The organism is Pseudomonas sp. SDO5591_S426 (assembly GCF_054070755.1).
This window is the reverse complement of sequence record NZ_JBSVXD010000005.1, coordinates 67,158-83,343: the sequence shown is the minus strand read 5'-3', so window position 1 is coordinate 83,343 and position 16,186 is coordinate 67,158. Positions and strand designations below refer to the sequence as shown.

Here is a 16,186-nt window from a genome sequence, read left to right as displayed (position 1 = left end):
TGCAAAGGTATGCAATCCTGTAGGAGCTGCCGAAGGCTGCGATCTTTTATCTTGGTGTCAGTAGAGGCGAGATTTTTTGAGCGGTTGGAAGGTTTTTTTTCTGGCGCTGATGGGTGCGTTGTCCGCCTGCGGTAACGGCGACACGCTGGAAAGCTTCGGCGGCCCGACCATGGGCAGCACTTGGTCGATCAAGTACGTGCGCCAGACTGGTGCTCCCGCTCCGACAGAAGTCCGCGGCGAAGTCGAACAAATCCTGGCTGAAGTCGATCAACAAATGTCGACCTACCGCAGTGACTCCGACATCGAACGCTTCAACCAATTGCCCGCCAACCACTGTCAGAAAATGCCCGCGTCGATCCTCGAACTGGTCCGCGTGGGCGAGCAACTGTCAGTGCAAAGCGACGGTTCCTACGATTTGACGGTGGAGCCGCTGCTCAATCTTTGGGGTTTCGGCCCTCAGACTCGAGAAGAAAAAGTCCCGACGGCCGAGGCGATCGCCAAGGCGCGCCAGCGAGTCGGTCATGGTCACTTGCGCATCAACGGTGACCAGTTGTGCAAGGACGCTGCGGTCGAAGTCGATTTCAACAGCATCGCTGCCGGCTACGCGGTGGACACGATTGCCGCGAAGCTCGAAACGCTCGGGATTCATGACTTTCTTGTCGAAGTGACCGGCGAACTCAAGGCCTCCGGCAAGAAGCTCGGCGGCTCACCGTGGCGCATTGCCCTGGAAGAACCTCGCGATGATCAACAAGTGGCCGAGCGCATCGTCGCCATCGACGGCTTCGGGCTCTCCACGTCTGGCGACTACCGCAATTATTTCTCGCAGGGCGGCCAGCGTTATTCCCACACCTTCGATGCCCGCACCGGTGCGCCGGTCTCACACGCGCTAGCGTCCGTTACGGTAATTCATCCTTCTGCGTTGATGGCCGATGGCTTATCGACGCTGTTGTTGATTCTCGGCCCGGAGCGCGGTTGGGACTACGTAGAAAAACACGATATCGGCGCATTTTTTGTGATTCGTGCCGATACAGGTTTCGTCACACGCAGCAGTCACGCTTTTGAACGCCTCAGTGGCAGAAAAACCGAATGATTTCGGCGATTTGAGCATTGAAAACTGGCGTTGTAGCGCAGGCAAAAGTAGCCTACGACGCGACCAAGGGTTAATGTGCGCGGCGTTGACGCTTCTATAGACTGTGTCCGGGTTCTGCACTGGCCCCAAATTGTTCCTTCACGCCACAGATTGGCGTGATTTAGCCGCAGGCGCCGATGGCGTCACGGCCTGTTCTGAGGAGTACGCATGGCTGTCTACAACTACGACGTGGTGGTGCTGGGTTCCGGCCCGGCAGGGGAAGGCGCGGCAATGAACGCCGCCAAGGCAGGGCGCAAGGTGGCGATGGTCGATAGCCGTCGCCAGGTCGGCGGCAACTGCACTCACTTGGGCACCATCCCGTCCAAGGCACTGCGTCACTCGGTCCGGCAGATCATGCAGTTCAACACCAACCCGATGTTCCGGGCCATTGGTGAGCCGCGCTGGTTCTCGTTCCCGGACGTGTTGAAAAGCGCCGAGAAAGTCATTTCCAAACAAGTCGCCTCGCGTACCGGCTACTACGCCCGTAACCGCGTCGATGTATTCTTCGGCACCGGCAGCTTCGCCGACGAGCAAACTGTGGAAGTGGTCTGCGCCAACGGCGTGGTCGAAAAACTGGTGGCCAAACACATCATCATCGCCACCGGTTCGCGCCCGTATCGCCCGGCGGACATCGATTTCCACCATCCGCGTATCTACGATAGCGACACCATCCTCAGCCTCGGCCACACTCCGCGCAAACTCATCGTTTACGGCGCTGGCGTGATTGGTTGCGAATACGCCTCGATCTTCAGCGGTCTGGGTGTACTGGTTGAACTGGTGGATAACCGTGGTCAGTTGCTGAGCTTCCTCGACTCGGAAATTTCCCAGGCGCTGAGTTATCACTTCAGCAACAACAACATCACGGTTCGCCACAACGAAGACTACGACCGCGTCGAAGGCGTGGACAACGGCGTGATCCTGCACCTCAAGTCCGGCAAGAAGATCAAGGCCGACGCCTTGCTCTGGTGCAACGGTCGTACCGGCAACACCGATCAGTTGGGTCTGGAAAACATCGGCGTGAAGGTCAATGGCCGTGGCCAGATCGAAGTCGACGAAAACTATCGCACCGGCATCCAGAACATTTATGGCGCCGGCGACGTTATCGGCTGGCCAAGCCTGGCCAGTGCCGCACACGACCAGGGTCGTTCGGCGGCGGGCAGCATCGTCGATAATGGCAGCTGGCGTTTCGTGAATGACGTGCCGACCGGCATCTACACCATTCCGGAGATCAGCTCGATCGGCAAGAACGAGCAGGAACTGACCCAGGCCAAAGTGCCGTACGAAGTGGGCAAGGCGTTCTTCAAGAGCATGGCGCGTGCGCAGATCGCCGGTGAGCCGCAAGGCATGCTGAAGATCCTGTTCCACCGTGAAACCCTGGAAGTGCTGGGCGTTCACTGCTTCGGTTATCAGGCGTCGGAGATCGTGCACATCGGTCAGGCGATCATGAACCAGCCGGGCGAGCTCAACACCCTGAAGTACTTCGTCAACACCACGTTCAACTACCCGACCATGGCCGAAGCCTATCGGGTAGCGGCTTACGACGGCCTCAACCGGCTTTTTTGAGCGGCTCCGGCCGGTGGCCTGAGCCGGCCGGGGAGACCGATTTCAGCAATTCTCGAGCGTGGCAGTGGCCAAACCGGGAAAGTCTGTAATCAGGCTGTCAACGCCGAAGTCGGCGAGTCTGCGCATCAGCGCGGGCTCGTTGACTGTCCATACCGACACATGCAGCCCCTGACGCTGCGCCTTCTGCAGGCGTTCCGGCGTACACAGGGTCCAGTTCAGCGCCAGAATCTCACAGCCATAGCTTGCCGCGACCTTCAACGGGTCGAGCCAGGCGTACTCGGCCACCATTCCACGAGAGACGTCCGGCACCAGGTCCAGCGCGGCTTTCAGCACTTCCCGGGAGCTCGAGGTGATGGTCACCTTGTCCAGCAGGCCATGCCGTTGTGCCATTTCGCGGATCGCCAGCACGGTGGTCGCGGCGCGGGTGCGTGAGGCGCTCTTGACCTCTAGTTGCCAGTGATCGAAGTCGCATTTCTCGAACAGTTCTTCGAGCGTCGGAATCGGGCAGGGTTTGATCCAGCCCGGTCCGCCTTTGCGCGCGTCGTAGGTCACCAGCTCTGCCGCCGTATGTTCGACCACCTTGCCGCGCCGGTCAGTAGTGCGCTTGAGTGTCGGGTCGTGGATGACCATCAACTCGCCATCCATGGACAGGTGCAGGTCCAGTTCGCAGCGGCGTACGCCGTGCTTGAGACATTCCTGAAAACTGGTCAGGGTATTTTCCGGTGCTTCGCCCTTGGCGCCGCGATGGCCGTAGATGAGGGTCACGGTTCTTCCTTAAATTAATTGCCGGATTCGAGTTGTTCGCGGGCCAGACGTCGTTCCTGGGCCTGCTTTTGCAAGATGTGGCGGGCGAGCAGCTGTCGCTGGGCGTCGGTCAGGTGTTCGAACTCGGTGCCGACGTCGTAGCCATCGCCCTTGCGGTCGCAATGGGTGACGCGAGCGCGCAGCAACAGGCCCAGGGCTTGCGGCATCAGCACCAGTTTGACCGACAGGCGTGCGTCGGTGGCGATAGGCGTTGGATGCTGAAAGTCGATGCCGCCTTCGGAAATGATCACCGGCTGCGGCTCGCCGATCTGCCCCAGCACCGTCAGCGCGACGACCTGGCTCAGCAAGTCGATGCGCTTGTTCTGCGACTTGAGGAATGCAGCGGTCGTGCGGTCGCGTTCGCTGATCTGGCGCAACAGGTGCTGCGACTCGAATTCGCTCAGGTGCAATTCGCTGAGCAGGTTGAAGAGTGGGGAAGCATCCTGCAACACTTCCTGGCCTGCGGCTTCGGGAGCGGACAGGGGCCGAATTTCCAGTGCGATCGTGTCCTCGATACGGTAGTATTCGCGGCGATCTTCTTCATCTAATGTCGACATGGCGAACCCATGGTAGCGGCGGTGGTCTGAGTGTAAAGCTGGTTATCGACCCCCGCCACAAGGACGTTCCTTTTCCCTCCGAACAAGCCCCGACATGTTCAGACCTCTCTTCGTATTTATCGGCACGCGTTATACCCGTGCAAAGCGTCGCAATCATTTTGTGTCATTCATTTCCCTGACTTCGATGATCGGGCTCGCCCTTGGCGTGGTCGTGATGATTGTAGTGCTGTCGGTCATGAACGGCTTCGATCATGAGATGCGCACCCGCGTGCTGGGCATGGTGCCCCACGCGACCATAGAATCCGGCGAGCCGATCAGCGATTGGCAAAGCCTGGCCGCCAAGGTCAAGCAGAACCCGCAGGTGACGGCCGTGGCGCCGTTCACGCAAATGCAGGGTCTGCTGACCAACAACGGCAAGGTCTCGAAAGTCCTGCTCAATGCCATCGACCCGGCGCTGGAGCGCCAGGTTTCGATCATTGATCACTTCATGCAGCAGGGCAAACTCGACGATCTGAAGCCCGGCGAGTTCGGCATCGTCATCGGCGACAAGGCAGCGGCCAAGCTCGGCGCGGCGATCGGCGACAAGCTGACCTTCGTCGCGCCGGAAGTCACCGTGACCCCGGCCGGGATGTTCCCGCGCATGAAGCGCTTCACCGTGGTCGGCATCTTCCACGTCGGCGCCGGCGAGATCGACGGTTACCTGGGCATCACCAATCTTCAGGACCTGGCGCGGTTGCATCGCTGGAAACCGGATCAGGTCCAGGGCATCCGCCTGAAATTCGACGATCTGTTCCAGGCACCGCGCACCGCGTGGAGCATCGCTCGCGAGCTCGGCGAAGATCATTACTACGCCCGCGACTGGACCCGTACCCACGGCAACCTGTATCAGGCGATCCGCATGGAAAAAGCCATGATCGGCCTGCTGTTGCTGCTGATCGTTGCGGTCGCCGCGTTCAACATCATTTCCACGCTGGTGATGGTGGTGAACGACAAGAAGGGCGACATCGCGATCCTGCGCACCCTCGGCGCCACGCCGGGGACGATCATGCGCACGTTCATGGTGCAAGGCACGGTCATTGGCGTGGTCGGTACGGCGATCGGCGCAGTGGTCGGGATCTTCGCCGCGTTGAACGTCAGCGCTGCGATCTCGGCGCTCGAAGGCCTGATCGGGCATAAATTCCTCAACGCCGACGTGTACTTCATCGATTACCTGCCGTCGCAAGTGCAGAGCCAGGACGTGGTGATGGTCTGTTCTGCGGCGTTGGTCCTGAGTTTCCTCGCCACCCTGTATCCAGCCTGGCGTGCCGCGCGCACCCAGCCTGCGGAGGCGCTACGTTATGAGTGAGTCGGGCATGACTGATAAAGCAATCTTGAGCTGCCGCAACCTCGGAAAATCCTACGAGGAAGGTCCTGAGTCGGTAGAAGTTCTGGCCGGTCTGCAGCTGGAGCTGCATCCAGGTGAGCGCGTGGCGATTGTCGGCACCTCGGGTTCGGGCAAAAGTACTTTGCTCAACCTGCTGGGCGGTCTTGATACGCCAACCAAGGGCAGTGTCTGGCTCGACGGTGAAGAACTGTCGGCGCTGAGTGAGAAGAAGCGCGGCCTGCTGCGTAACCGCTCGTTGGGTTTCGTGTACCAGTTCCACCACCTGCTGCCGGAATTCACCGCGCTGGAAAACGTCTGCATGCCACTGCTGATCGGCAAGACGCCGATCCCGGAAGCCCGTCATCGCGCAACGGCGTTGCTGGAGCGAGTAGGGCTGGGCCATCGCCTGGAACACAAACCGGCGGAACTGTCCGGCGGCGAGCGTCAGCGTGTGGCCATTGCCCGAGCCTTGGTGAACAAACCGGGTCTGGTGATGCTCGACGAGCCGACCGGCAACCTCGACTCCCACACCGCCCAGGGCATTCAGGACTTGATGCTGGAGCTCAGCACCTCGATGCGCACGGCGTTCCTGGTAGTGACCCACGACATGAACCTGGCCCGCCAGATGGACCGCGTCCTGCACTTGCAGGAAGGTTGCCTGACTCCCATCTAACGGATTGAAACCCGACGCGGCTGAAAGGTGCGTCGGGTCTTTATTTTTATACGGTGCCCCAGCGAATGTTCAGACCGTTATCGATCTTTATCGGCACGCGCTATACCCGCGCCAAGCGCCGCAATCGCTTTGTTTCCTTCATCTCGATGACCTCGATGATCGGCCTCGCCCTAGGCGTGCTGGCGATGATCGTGGTGCTGTCGGTGATGAACGGCTTCCAGCGCGAAATGAGCTCGCGCATCCTCGGCATGGTGCCGCACGCGACCATCGTCGGCGTTAACCCGATTGACGATTGGCAGCCCGTTGCAGCTGCCGCCATGAAGAACCCGGAAGTCACCGCCGCCGTGCCGTTCACCGAGATGGAAGGCATGCTGTCCTACAAGGGCACGATGCAACCGATCCAGGTCAGCGGCGTCGATCCGGCGCTGGAAGGCCAGGTGTCGATCGTGGCCAAGCACATTGTCCAGGGGCGACTGGATGCCTTGAAGCCAGGCGAGTTTGGCGTGGTGATCGGCGAGATCACGGCGCGGCGCTTCCGCTTGAACGTCGGCGACAAGATCACTCTGATCGTGCCGGAAGTCAGCAATGCACCGGGCGGCATTACCCCGCGCATGCAGCGCTTGAACGTGGTTGGCGTGTTCAAGGTCGGCGCCGAACTTGACGGGTCGATGGCCCTGATCCACGTTGCCGACGCCGCGCAGATGCAGCATTGGGAGCCGAATCAGGTGCAGAGCGTGCGCCTGGCGGTGAAGGATCTGTACGCGGCGCCGCAAGTGTCGAGCACCATCGCCACCGGGTTGGGCGCCGCTTACAAGGCTGACGACTGGACCCACACTCAAGGCAGCCTGTTCAGCGCGATGAAGATGGAAAAAACCATGATCGGCTTGTTGTTGCTGATGATCGTCGCGGTGGCGGCGTTCAACATCATCGCGACCTTGATCATGGTGGTGAACGACAAGGGCGCGGACATCGCGATCCTGCGCACCATCGGTGCCACGCCACGCCAGATCATGGCTATCTTCATGGTCCAGGGCACTGTGATCGGCATCGTCGGCACCTTGATTGGTGGCGTGCTCGGCGTGATCGCGGCGTTGAACGTCAGCGAGATGGTGGGCTGGGTGGAGCGGGTCACCGGGCAGCATATCTTCAGTTCAGACGTGTATTTCGTCAGCAATTTGCCGTCTGAGTTGCAGGGCGGGGATGTCGCCTTGATCTGCACGGCTGGGTTTGTGTTGAGCTTCCTGGCGACTATTTACCCGGCTTGGCGTGCGGCGAAGATCGAACCGGCTCACGCGTTGCGGTATTCGTAAACGCTGAAATCGCTATCGCTGGCAAGCCAGCTCCCACAGGGTTTTGAGTTGTTCACACAGGTGTGATTCAACCCGTACATTGTGGGAGCTGGCTTGCCAGCGATGAGGCCAGTTCTGCCAGCCTCAATCCTTCTTTGGTAACTCGATCAAAAACCTCGTCCACCCATCAGCCGATTCGCAACGAATCTGCCCACCATGGGCCCGGACGATGGACTGAGTGATCGCCAGCCCCAGCCCCGCATGTTCACTGCTACCTTCCTGCCGCGCCGGATCAGCCCGATAAAACCGATCAAATAGCCGGGGCAACAACTCCGCTGAAATTCCGTCGCCGCTGTTCTCGACCGACACGCGCACCCCTTTTGGTTGATCGAGAATGGACAAGCGCACATAGCCCTCAACCGGGGTAAACCGTAACGCGTTATCCAGTAAATTCGACAAGGCCCGGCGCAACATGCTGCGATCACCCCCGATCTGTGCATGCCCCTCACGACTCAGCTTCACCCCGGCGTCCTCCGCCAGCGGTGCAAAAAACTCCAGCAACACATCCGTCTCATCCGCCAGTTCCAGCGTTTCGCGTTTAAGCGTCAACAGGCCGTGGTCGGCTTTCGCCAGATACAACATGTCGTTGACCAGTTGTGCCATCCATTGCAGTTCTTCGAGATTGCTGTGCAGCGCTTCGCGATAGTCCTCAAGGGCGCGTGGGCGGGTGAGGGTGACCTGGGTGTGGGTCAGCAGGTTCGACAATGGTGTGCGCAGTTCATGGGCGATGTCGGCGGAAAACGCGGACAGCCGTTGAAATGAGTCATCGAGACGTCCGAGCATGGCGTTGAAGTGGTGGGCCATTTCCGCCAGCTCCGGTGGCATGTTTTCTTCTGGAAGGCGGGCATTGAGCGATTGTGCCGACACGCCGCTGGCGACGGCACTGATGCGCCGCAATGGCCGCAACCCGCTGCGCGCTGCCCAGGCACCGAGCAGGGCAGTGGCCAGGGCAGACAGGCCAACGGTTAGCCAGATCAGGTGCTGCATGCGTTGCAGGAAATGCTGGTGATGGGTGATGTCCAGCAAAAGCGTCAGTTGCGGGGAGTCGGGTTTGTCGACGAACAGCGGCGCATTGAGCACACGGTAGTCGGTGCCGTCGTCGTTTAGGGTCGACAGGCCCGGTTGTTGCGGGAGCTTGTCGGGCAGGCTCGCCGAGCTGTCGTACCAGCGTTGGCCGTCGCTGCCGGTGATCCGCAACGAGAGATCTGCTTGCCGGCTCAACTCATCGGTCAGTTTGATTTTGCTGTCATTCGATTGAATGTCGTGTAGCGCGCGGCGCAAGCCAATCAGCTTGCCATCCAGTAGTTGCTGGTCGAGTTCAATGAAGTGCGTCTCGCTGGCGCGGCTGAACAACACTCCGGCAAACAGCGACACCACGGCGGTGCACGCCGCAAACAGTAGTGCCAGACGGTTGCTCAAGGACAATCGGCGCATCAGACAGGACGCTCTTCAAGCACGTAACCCATGCCGCGTACGGTATGGATCAGTTTGTTGGGGAACTCATCGTCGATCTTCAGGCGCAATCGACGGATCGCGACTTCGATGACATTGGTGTCGCTGTCGAAATTCATGTCCCAGACCTGGGAGGCGATCAACGATTTGGGCAGCACTTCGCCCTGGCGACGCAGAAGCATTTCCAGCAGGGCAAATTCCTTGGCTGTCAGGTCGATGCGCTGGCCGCCGCGCTCCACCCGGCGACGGATCAGGTCCAGGCGCAGATCGGCCAGTTGCAGGCTGGTGTCCTGGGTAGCACTGCTGCCACGGCGCAACAGGCTGCGCACCCGGGCCAGCAATTCGGAGAAAGCGAAAGGCTTGACCAGATAATCGTCGGCGCCGAGTTCGAGGCCGTAAACCCGATCCTCCACAGCGTCGCGTGCGGTGAGAAACAGCACCGGCGTGTCCAGGCCCGCGCTGCGCACCGCTTGCAGAATCTGCCAGCCATCGCGACCGGGTAGCATTACATCGAGAATCAGCAGCGCGTACTCACCGCTCAACGCCATTTGCTGGCCGGTGCTGCCATCGGCCACCAGTTCGGTATTGAAACCGGCCTCGGCCAGGCCTTGGCGCAGGTAGTGGCCGGTTTTCGGTTGGTCTTCGACGATCAGCAGTTTCATGGGCAACTCAGGCTAAATGGAACAAACGCTTTATACCGCGGGCGACGGTAATGCAGGCCAACCTGACAAAGTTGTAATCTGGCTGTCAGGTTGCGGGCAGCGGTGGAAGTTTAGAGTTTTCTGCAAGCTGAACCTTATTTTGTTGGAGTACGACGATGTTTCTGCGCAAATCTGTACTGCTGGTCACCTGTGTGTTGGCATTGAGTTCGCCGGTGTGGGCGTCGCCGGCGCCTACCTATGACTTCGGTCAGCCGGCCCCGGCATCCAAGGCGAGCCGCAGTGTTGAAGTGGTGATGGGCGACATGACTTTCACGCCCAAGGCCATCAATATCAAGGCTGGGGAAACCGTGCGCTTCGTGCTGGTGAATAAAGGTCAGTTGCTGCACGAATTCAACCTCGGTGATGCGGCGATGCACGTTAAACATCAACAGGAAATGTTGCAGATGCAGCAAAGCGGCATGCTGACGCCTACGGGCGTGAAGGAAATGGATCACGGCAGCATGGCCGATATGGATCACGGTGCCATGGGACATGACACGAAGAGCGGCATGAAACACGACGACCCCAACAGCGTGCTGGTGGAACCGGGCAAAACCGCCGAACTGACCTGGACTTTCAGCAAGGCCACCAACCTGGAGTTTGCCTGCAACATTCCCGGCCACTATCAGGCCGGCATGGTCGGCAAATTGACTGTCAGTCAGTAAGCACTCAAAGGCGGGAGCAAAGGCTGATAGAATCCGCTGATTCTTCAGTCAGGTTTCCGCCATGCATCCCGCAGCCGAACATTCGCCGCTGGGCAAATCCAGCGAATACATCGCCACTTACACACCGTCCCTGCTGTTCCCGATCCCGCGCACCGCGAAGTGGGCCGAGCTGGGCCTGACGGCGCAAACCTTGCCGTACAAGGGTGTGGATTTCTGGAACTGCTTCGAACTGTCGTGGCTGTTGCCGTCGGGCAAACCGGTGGTGGCGATCGGTGAGTTCAGCATCCCGGCGGACTCGCCGAACATCATCGAGTCGAAGTCGTTCAAGCTGTACCTCAACTCCCTGAACCAGACGCCGTTTGCCGATACCGCCACCCTGGAAGCGACGCTGGTCAAAGACCTGTCGGCCGCCGCCGGCAAAACGGTCGGCGTGCGCGTCCGTAGCCTGAAAGAGGTCGAGGCTGAAGGCGTCGTTGCGTTGCCGGGTGTGTGCATCGATGAACTGGATATCAGCGTCAGCAACTACGAACATCCGCGTCCGGAACTGCTGCGTTGCGATGATTCGCGCATTGTCGAAGAGAGCGTGCACAGCCACTTGCTCAAGTCCAATTGCCCGGTCACCAGTCAGCCGGACTGGGGCAGCGTGGTGGTGGAGTACCGTGGTGCGGCGCTGGATCACGCCAGTCTGCTGGAGTACATCGTCAGCTTCCGCCAGCACTCGGACTTCCATGAGCAGTGCGTGGAGCGGATTTTCCTCGATCTGCAACGGCTGCTCAAACCGGAGAAATTGACGGTGTATGCGCGCTATGTACGACGTGGCGGGTTGGATATCAATCCGTATCGGAGCACTGAAACCGTACAGCTGCCGAACCATCGTCTGGTCCGCCAGTAACCCTCTACCTGTGGGAGCTAGCCTGCTAGCGATGGTGTATCAGTCGACATCAAGTTAGCTGACACTCCATCGCGAGCAAGCTCGCTCCTACAAGGTTTTGTGGGTTCAGATTCCCATGTTGACCAGGGCTTGCCCGATGTTGCGCAGGGTGCCGGCAAGGGTAGGGTGTTCGAGTTCGAAGCGTTCAACGGCCAGGTTTACGTTGTCGGCAATGCTGGAGTCTTGGGTTTTGGTTTCGAGCTCAAGCTCCAGTTCGATCTGTTGCATCAGAGTACGCAGGTCTTCGCGCTCGACTTCAGTCAGCGGAGGATTCTGTTCCAATTGCTCGCGCAGGGCATTGAGCTGTTCTTGCAGTTCGCGGGCAGGCATGGCGTTCTTCCTTCTCTCGATTGGCACTGGCATAGACCGCAGCGTCAGGCCAAAGGTCTATGGCTGACCTTTAGATTAATCCACTCCCGCGTAACCTGCATGCTTCATAGGTGTGAGGCGGCGATCAGGGCTTTTCGCCCTTGAGCCGACGCAGGCTGATATCCGCCAGGCAGGTGTCGAGTTCACCGAGATGATCGATCACCGAATGCACACCGAGACCAAACAATTGCATCGTTGCCTTGCCGCGCTTGATGTCCCGCTCCTGCTGGGACAAAGCCTGCCATTGCATGGGCGAAAGTCCGCAAAGCGAGCCGCAGGATGCCAGGCCGATGGTCCACAGACCGGCATTGAGCCCTGATTGCAGCAGGTGTGGTTCGCCGCTGACCAGCACGCAACCATCGAGTCGTTCGACGTTCAGCTCCATCAGTGCCTGCCAGCATGCATTGGGTGCCGGCCAAGGATTGATTGTTGCAAGGTGTTGCGAGGGTTTGACCCATTCCGGCAGGGCGATTGCCAGGGATTGGCTGAGGGCAGGGGGCAGTTCATCGAGCCAGGCGCAAGGAATTTGCTGGAGCTGCAAGCTGCGCAGGCTGTCGAGCGCGCCGGGGGTCGCCTCGGCGTGTTCGGCCAAATGGCCGCTGTTCAGACGCGTGTGAGCGCCGAAATCCACCAGGCAACCACTGAGGCCGAACAGCACGGCAGTCAGGTTCGGCGCGGTTTGAGGCTTGGTTTCGGCGTGCGGCATGTCAACGTCCCTGAAATAGCCTCAAGGCTAAGGTCCGTCGGTGACAGTTGAGTGACATGGATGTGAATCGCTCACAATCGACAGGAACTACCCGCAGGCGTCCGGCTGCGATGCTGCCTAAAGTGGCGTTTCCGTCTTATACTAGCGGTCTTTGCGTCGAGCCCAGCGCTCGGCGACGGTACAGTCCAAGGAGTTCTTCTATGCGCTGGAGCAATCATCTAGCTCAGTTTTGTGTGTGCGCCAGCGCGATGCTGGTTCCGTTCGTTGCCCAGGCAGCGTCGGAAGATGACCCTTGGGAAAGCATCAACCGCCCGATCTATAAATTCAACGACGTGCTCGATACCTATGCACTGAAGCCTTTGGCCCAGGGCTACCAGTTCGTGACGCCGCAGTTCCTTGAAGACGGCATCCACAACATGTTCCGCAACGTCGGCGATGTGACCAACCTCGCCAACGATATCCTGCAGGCCAAACCGGCAGCGGCTGGTGTCGACACTGCACGCTTGATCTTCAACACCACCTTCGGCCTGCTGGGTTTCTTCGACGTCGGCACCAAAATGGGCCTGCAACGCAATGACGAAGACTTCGGCCAGACACTCGGCTTTTGGGGCGTAGGCAGTGGTCCATACGTGATGCTGCCGCTGCTTGGCCCAAGCACCTTGCGTGATGCGCCTTCGAAACTCGTCGACAGCTACACCGGCCCGTATCGCTATATCAACGATGTGCCGGTGCGCAATTCGGTCTTCGGCCTGAACATTGTCGATACCCGGGCGAACCTGCTGTCCTCTGAGAAACTGATCACTGGCGACAAGTACACCTTCATTCGTAACGCGTACTTGCAGAACCGTGAATTCAAGGTGAAAGACGGCCAGGTCGAAGACGATTTCTGATTTCTACCGGTAAAAAAGAAGGCGGCCATTGTGCCGCCTTCTGCATTTTTCGACCTCGAACGTCCTTACTTTGAGTTTCGGTTTTGGCTGTTCTTATAACTCCCGGTGATTTGACACAAGTGGATGTCAAGCGACCATCGGCGTGAGCTTGAAACGCCTCGCGGATGGGAGTACCGTCTGCGCCTTAGAAGGGCACCTCTGGTGAACCTGTGTGTAGGGCAAGTGCTCGATAACAGTGCGACAGAGAGGCTAGAAAGCGAATCCAGTAGTGTGAGCCGGGCCAAAATCCCGAGCCGCTACGCCAACCTAATTCTGGCGCCGTTTGCCCACATGCCAAAAACCAGTGCCACGCTGCTGATAATCGATGATGACGAAGTAGTGCGCGCGAGCCTCGCCGCCTATTTGGAAGACAGTGGTTTCAGCGTCTTGCAGGCCAGCAATGGTCAGCAGGGTCTTCAGGTATTCGAGCAAGACAAGCCCGACTTGGTCATCTGCGATCTGCGCATGCCGCAGATGGGCGGGCTCGAACTCATTCGCCAGGTCACCGAACTTTCACCGCAAACCCCTGTGATCGTGGTGTCGGGTGCCGGCGTGATGAACGACGCGGTCGAGGCATTGCGCCTGGGCGCGGCGGATTACCTGATCAAGCCTCTCGAAGATCTGGCTGTGCTTGAGCACTCTGTGCGTCGGGCCCTGGATCGCGCGCGCCTGCTGCTGGAAAACCAGCGTTACCGCGAGAAGCTGGAAAAGGCCAACCGCGAGCTCGCCGCCAGCCTGAACCTGCTCCAGGAAGACCAGAACGCCGGTCGCCAGGTGCAGATGAACATGCTGCCGGTCAGCCCCTGGGCCATCGACGAGTTCAAGTTCGCTCACCAGATCATCCCGTCGCTGTACCTGTCGGGTGATTTTGTCGACTACTTCCGGGTCGATGAGCGTCGTGTCGCGTTCTATCTCGCGGACGTTTCCGGTCATGGCGCCTCTTCAGCCTTCGTCACCGTGCTGCTGAAGTTCATGACCACGCGCTTGTTGTTCGAGTCCAAGCGCAGCGGCACATTGCCGGAATTCAAGCCTTCAGAGGTTCTTGGTCATATCAACCGGGGCCTGATCAGTTGTAAGCTGGGTAAACACGTCACAATGGTCGGTGGAGTCATCGACGAGGAGACAGGTTTGTTGACCTATAGCATCGGTGGTCATTTGCCGTTGCCTGTGTTGTACACACCCGACAGTGTTCGTTATCTGGAAGGACGTGGCTTGCCGGTGGGCCTCTTCAATGAAGCCACCTACGAAGACCACGTGCTGGAGCTGCCGCCGACGTTCAGCCTGACGCTGATGTCTGATGGCATTCTGGACCTTTTGCCAGAACCCACACTCAAAGAAAAAGAAGCTGCGTTGCCCCAACGGGTCAAGGCAGCGGGCGGCAGCCTGGATGGTCTGCGGCAGGTTTTTGGATTGGCCACGCTAGGGGAGATGCCGGATGATATCGCCCTGTTGGTGTTGAGCAGGAATCTTTAATGAGTACCGGTAGAATCCAGTTCGCCGAGCAGGACGGCACCTTCGTCCTGAAATTCGTCGGTGAAGTTCGCCTGACCCTGTGTTCGGCGTTGGATGCGACTATTGAGAAAATCTTCACCGCGATGAATTTCAACGCGATCGTGATCGATTTGACCGAAACCCGCAGCATCGACAGCACCACACTTGGCCTGCTGGCCAAACTGTCGATCCTGTCGCGGCAGAAAGTCGGCTTGCTGCCGACGGTCGTCACCACCCACGAAGACATTACCCGTCTGTTGCAATCCATGGGCTTCGAGCAGGTCTTCAACATCGTTGACAAGCCTGTGCCATGCCCTGAGTGCCTGGACGACCTGCCAGACCAGGATCAGTCCGAAGAAGTGGTGCGGATCAAGGTGCTTGAAGCGCACAAGATCCTCATGGGCCTGAACGACTCCAATCGTGAAGCGTTCCATGATCTGGTGAATGCGCTGGAGCGGCACTGACACCATAAGCAAGCGCGCATAAAAAAGGGCGAACCTGTGAGGGTTCGCCCTTTTTGCGTTGCCTGTCAGCCGTTACAGCTTGGCCTGCAGCAAAGCCTCAAGCTTCTCCTGGTCACGAGCGAACTGGCGAATGCCTTCAGCCAGTTTCTCGGTCGCCATGGCGTCCTCGTTGGACAACCAGCGGAATTGCGTTTCATTGAGGTTCAAACGCGCTTCACCGGCATGACCTGGCGCCAGTTTGCGCTCCAGTTTGCCGGTATCTGCTGCCAGCTTGTCGATCAGGTCCGGGCTGATGGTCAAGCGGTCGCAGCCGGCCAGTTGCTCGATCTGGCTCAGGTTGCGGAAGCTGGCGCCCATGACCACGGTTTTGTAATCGTTGGCCTTGTAGTAGTTGTAGATGCGCGTCACCGACTGCACACCAGGGTCGTCCGCACCGGTGTACTCGTTGCCGGTGGCTTTCTTGTGCCAGTCATAGATACGACCCACGAACGGCGAAATCAGGAACACCCCGGCGTCAGCGCAGGCGGCTGCCTGAGCGAAGGAGAACAGCAAGGTCAGATTGGTCTGGATGCCTTCCTTCTCCAGAATCTCGGCCGCGCGGATGCCTTCCCAAGTGGACGCGATCTTGATCAATACGCGGTCGCGGCCAATACCGGCCTTTTCGTACAGTTCGATCAGACGATGTGCACGCTTGAGCACGGCATCGGTGTCGAACGAGAGGCGCGCATCCACTTCGGTGGAGATACGGCCCGGGATCACTTTCAGAATTTCCTGACCCACTGCAACGCCAAAACGGTCACTGGCCAGGCCCACATCGCCCTTGCAGTCGCTGACGCTGGCGTTCAACAACTCGGCATAGGCGGGAATGGCTGCGGCTTTGAGCAGCAGGGAAGGGTTGGTGGTTGCGTCTACCGGTTTAACGCGAGCGATCGCTTCGAAGTCGCCGGTGTCGGCGACCACGGTGGTCATTTGTTTGAGTTGTTCCAGCTTGGAAGTCATGGGCGTGCTCTGTCCTATGGGTCTGATGACATTACCCGAGC

Annotated in this window: 17 protein-coding genes; 10 read left to right on the top strand and 7 right to left on the bottom strand. The window is 59.1% G+C overall.

Annotated elements, in window-relative coordinates; all coding sequences use genetic code 11:
- The first annotated feature begins 109 nt into the window (after positions 1–109).
- Together ACW9JC_RS02580 and sthA are read left to right on the top strand one after the other, a co-directional pair.
- Positions 110–1,090 (top strand): FAD:protein FMN transferase, encoded by a 981-nt coding sequence (locus ACW9JC_RS02580; RefSeq protein ID WP_457453398.1) that lies wholly within the window; start codon positions 110–112, stop codon positions 1,088–1,090.
- 207 nt (positions 1,091–1,297) lie between these two features.
- A complete protein-coding gene (gene sthA / locus ACW9JC_RS02575; RefSeq protein ID WP_338585647.1) occupies positions 1,298–2,692 on the top strand; it encodes a Si-specific NAD(P)(+) transhydrogenase in 1,395 nt (464 codons plus the stop codon).
- 42 nt (positions 2,693–2,734) lie between these two features.
- Here the strand turns inward: sthA and ACW9JC_RS02570 are convergent, their stop codons facing one another.
- Positions 2,735–3,457, bottom strand: coding sequence for a glycerophosphodiester phosphodiesterase (locus tag ACW9JC_RS02570; RefSeq protein WP_457453394.1), 723 nt, complete (start codon positions 3,455–3,457; stop codon positions 2,735–2,737).
- A gap of 14 nt (positions 3,458–3,471) precedes the next feature.
- Positions 3,472–4,053 (bottom strand): PilZ domain-containing protein, encoded by a 582-nt coding sequence (locus ACW9JC_RS02565; RefSeq protein ID WP_338585649.1) that lies wholly within the window; start codon positions 4,051–4,053, stop codon positions 3,472–3,474.
- Positions 4,054–4,147: 94 nt separating this feature from the next.
- Here ACW9JC_RS02565 and ACW9JC_RS02560 point away from each other — a divergent pair, with 94 nt between their 5' ends.
- From ACW9JC_RS02560 to ACW9JC_RS02550, 3 genes are all read left to right on the top strand, one after another.
- Complete coding sequence (locus tag ACW9JC_RS02560) at positions 4,148–5,398, top strand: lipoprotein-releasing ABC transporter permease subunit (protein ID WP_457453393.1); 1,251 nt, start codon at positions 4,148–4,150, stop codon at positions 5,396–5,398.
- Between the two features lie 7 nt (positions 5,399–5,405).
- The gene (gene lolD / locus ACW9JC_RS02555) at positions 5,406–6,089 is read left to right on the top strand and encodes a lipoprotein-releasing ABC transporter ATP-binding protein LolD (RefSeq protein WP_457453392.1); all 684 of its coding nucleotides are present in this window, start codon (positions 5,406–5,408) and stop codon (positions 6,087–6,089) included.
- 65 nt (positions 6,090–6,154) lie between these two features.
- On the top strand, positions 6,155–7,399 hold the full coding sequence (locus tag ACW9JC_RS02550) for a lipoprotein-releasing ABC transporter permease subunit (protein WP_338585652.1): 1,245 nt from the start codon (positions 6,155–6,157) through the stop codon (positions 7,397–7,399).
- A gap of 123 nt (positions 7,400–7,522) precedes the next feature.
- Here ACW9JC_RS02550 and ACW9JC_RS02545 read toward each other — a convergent pair whose 3' ends face one another.
- On the bottom strand, positions 7,523–8,872 hold the full coding sequence (locus ACW9JC_RS02545; protein WP_457453391.1) for a heavy metal sensor histidine kinase: 1,350 nt from the start codon (positions 8,870–8,872) through the stop codon (positions 7,523–7,525).
- Positions 8,872–9,552 carry a heavy metal response regulator transcription factor gene (locus ACW9JC_RS02540; protein WP_457453390.1) on the bottom strand — a complete coding sequence of 227 codons (681 nt, stop codon included), beginning with the start codon at positions 9,550–9,552 and terminating at the stop codon, positions 8,872–8,874. The genes ACW9JC_RS02545 and ACW9JC_RS02540 overlap by 1 nt, the downstream gene beginning before the upstream one ends.
- Positions 9,553–9,707: 155 nt before the next feature.
- Between ACW9JC_RS02540 and copI the strand changes: the two genes are divergently transcribed.
- Both copI and queF read left to right on the top strand, forming a co-directional pair.
- A complete protein-coding gene (gene copI / locus ACW9JC_RS02535) occupies positions 9,708–10,256 on the top strand; it encodes a copper-resistant cuproprotein CopI (RefSeq protein ID WP_457453388.1) in 549 nt (182 codons plus the stop codon).
- A 61-nt stretch (positions 10,257–10,317) separates the two neighbouring features.
- Entirely contained in the window at positions 10,318–11,148 is an 831-nt protein-coding gene (gene queF, locus ACW9JC_RS02530; RefSeq protein WP_457453387.1) for an NADPH-dependent 7-cyano-7-deazaguanine reductase QueF, read from the top strand.
- 105 nt (positions 11,149–11,253) lie between these two features.
- On the opposite strand, the gene ACW9JC_RS02525 is transcribed toward queF, so the two are convergent.
- Both ACW9JC_RS02525 and ACW9JC_RS02520 read right to left on the bottom strand, forming a co-directional pair.
- Positions 11,254–11,517: a DUF4404 family protein gene (locus tag ACW9JC_RS02525; RefSeq protein WP_338585659.1), complete on the bottom strand. Its 264-nt coding sequence runs from the start codon at positions 11,515–11,517 to the stop codon at positions 11,254–11,256.
- 124 nt (positions 11,518–11,641) lie between these two features.
- Positions 11,642–12,262 carry an HAD family phosphatase gene (locus ACW9JC_RS02520; RefSeq protein ID WP_457453386.1) on the bottom strand — a complete coding sequence of 207 codons (621 nt, stop codon included), beginning with the start codon at positions 12,260–12,262 and terminating at the stop codon, positions 11,642–11,644.
- A gap of 200 nt (positions 12,263–12,462) precedes the next feature.
- Between ACW9JC_RS02520 and ACW9JC_RS02515 the strand changes: the two genes are divergently transcribed.
- The 3 genes from ACW9JC_RS02515 (at position 12,463) to rssC (ending at position 15,146) form a co-directional block, all read left to right on the top strand.
- Entirely contained in the window at positions 12,463–13,152 is a 690-nt protein-coding gene (locus tag ACW9JC_RS02515; protein WP_448107005.1) for an MlaA family lipoprotein, read from the top strand.
- A gap of 330 nt (positions 13,153–13,482) precedes the next feature.
- Positions 13,483–14,664 carry a two-component system response regulator RssB gene (gene rssB, locus ACW9JC_RS02510; RefSeq protein ID WP_095196980.1) on the top strand — a complete coding sequence of 394 codons (1,182 nt, stop codon included), beginning with the start codon at positions 13,483–13,485 and terminating at the stop codon, positions 14,662–14,664.
- Complete coding sequence (gene rssC / locus ACW9JC_RS02505; RefSeq protein WP_095196979.1) at positions 14,664–15,146, top strand: anti-sigma factor antagonist RssC; 483 nt, start codon at positions 14,664–14,666, stop codon at positions 15,144–15,146. The genes rssB and rssC overlap by 1 nt, the downstream gene beginning before the upstream one ends.
- Before the next feature lie 72 nt (positions 15,147–15,218).
- Here the strand turns inward: rssC and tal are convergent, their stop codons facing one another.
- Positions 15,219–16,145 (bottom strand): transaldolase, encoded by a 927-nt coding sequence (gene tal / locus ACW9JC_RS02500; RefSeq protein WP_457453384.1) that lies wholly within the window; start codon positions 16,143–16,145, stop codon positions 15,219–15,221.
- Positions 16,146–16,186 lie beyond the last annotated feature (41 nt).

Bases quoted from the DNA above. Each gene is read 5' to 3' on its own strand.
- lolD (WP_457453392.1), top strand. From the start codon at position 5,406: ATGACTGATAAAGCAATCTTGAGCTGCCGCAACCTCGGAAAATCCTAC.
- tal (WP_457453384.1), bottom strand. From the start codon at position 16,145: ATGACTTCCAAGCTGGAACAACTCAAACAAATGACCACCGTGGTCGCC.
- ACW9JC_RS02565 (WP_338585649.1), bottom strand. From the start codon at position 4,053: ATGTCGACATTAGATGAAGAAGATCGCCGCGAATACTACCGTATCGAG.
- sthA (WP_338585647.1), top strand. From the start codon at position 1,298: ATGGCTGTCTACAACTACGACGTGGTGGTGCTGGGTTCCGGCCCGGCA.
- ACW9JC_RS02525 (WP_338585659.1), bottom strand. From the start codon at position 11,517: ATGCCTGCCCGCGAACTGCAAGAACAGCTCAATGCCCTGCGCGAGCAA.
- ACW9JC_RS02560 (WP_457453393.1), top strand. From the start codon at position 4,148: ATGTTCAGACCTCTCTTCGTATTTATCGGCACGCGTTATACCCGTGCA.
- copI (WP_457453388.1), top strand. From the start codon at position 9,708: ATGTTTCTGCGCAAATCTGTACTGCTGGTCACCTGTGTGTTGGCATTG.
- ACW9JC_RS02550 (WP_338585652.1), top strand. From the start codon at position 6,155: ATGTTCAGACCGTTATCGATCTTTATCGGCACGCGCTATACCCGCGCC.
- rssB (WP_095196980.1), top strand. From the start codon at position 13,483: ATGCCAAAAACCAGTGCCACGCTGCTGATAATCGATGATGACGAAGTA.
- ACW9JC_RS02520 (WP_457453386.1), bottom strand. From the start codon at position 12,262: ATGCCGCACGCCGAAACCAAGCCTCAAACCGCGCCGAACCTGACTGCC.
- rssC (WP_095196979.1), top strand. From the start codon at position 14,664: ATGAGTACCGGTAGAATCCAGTTCGCCGAGCAGGACGGCACCTTCGTC.
- ACW9JC_RS02545 (WP_457453391.1), bottom strand. From the start codon at position 8,872: ATGCGCCGATTGTCCTTGAGCAACCGTCTGGCACTACTGTTTGCGGCG.
- ACW9JC_RS02580 (WP_457453398.1), top strand. From the start codon at position 110: ATGGGTGCGTTGTCCGCCTGCGGTAACGGCGACACGCTGGAAAGCTTC.
- ACW9JC_RS02540 (WP_457453390.1), bottom strand. From the start codon at position 9,552: ATGAAACTGCTGATCGTCGAAGACCAACCGAAAACCGGCCACTACCTG.
- ACW9JC_RS02515 (WP_448107005.1), top strand. From the start codon at position 12,463: ATGCGCTGGAGCAATCATCTAGCTCAGTTTTGTGTGTGCGCCAGCGCG.
- queF (WP_457453387.1), top strand. From the start codon at position 10,318: ATGCATCCCGCAGCCGAACATTCGCCGCTGGGCAAATCCAGCGAATAC.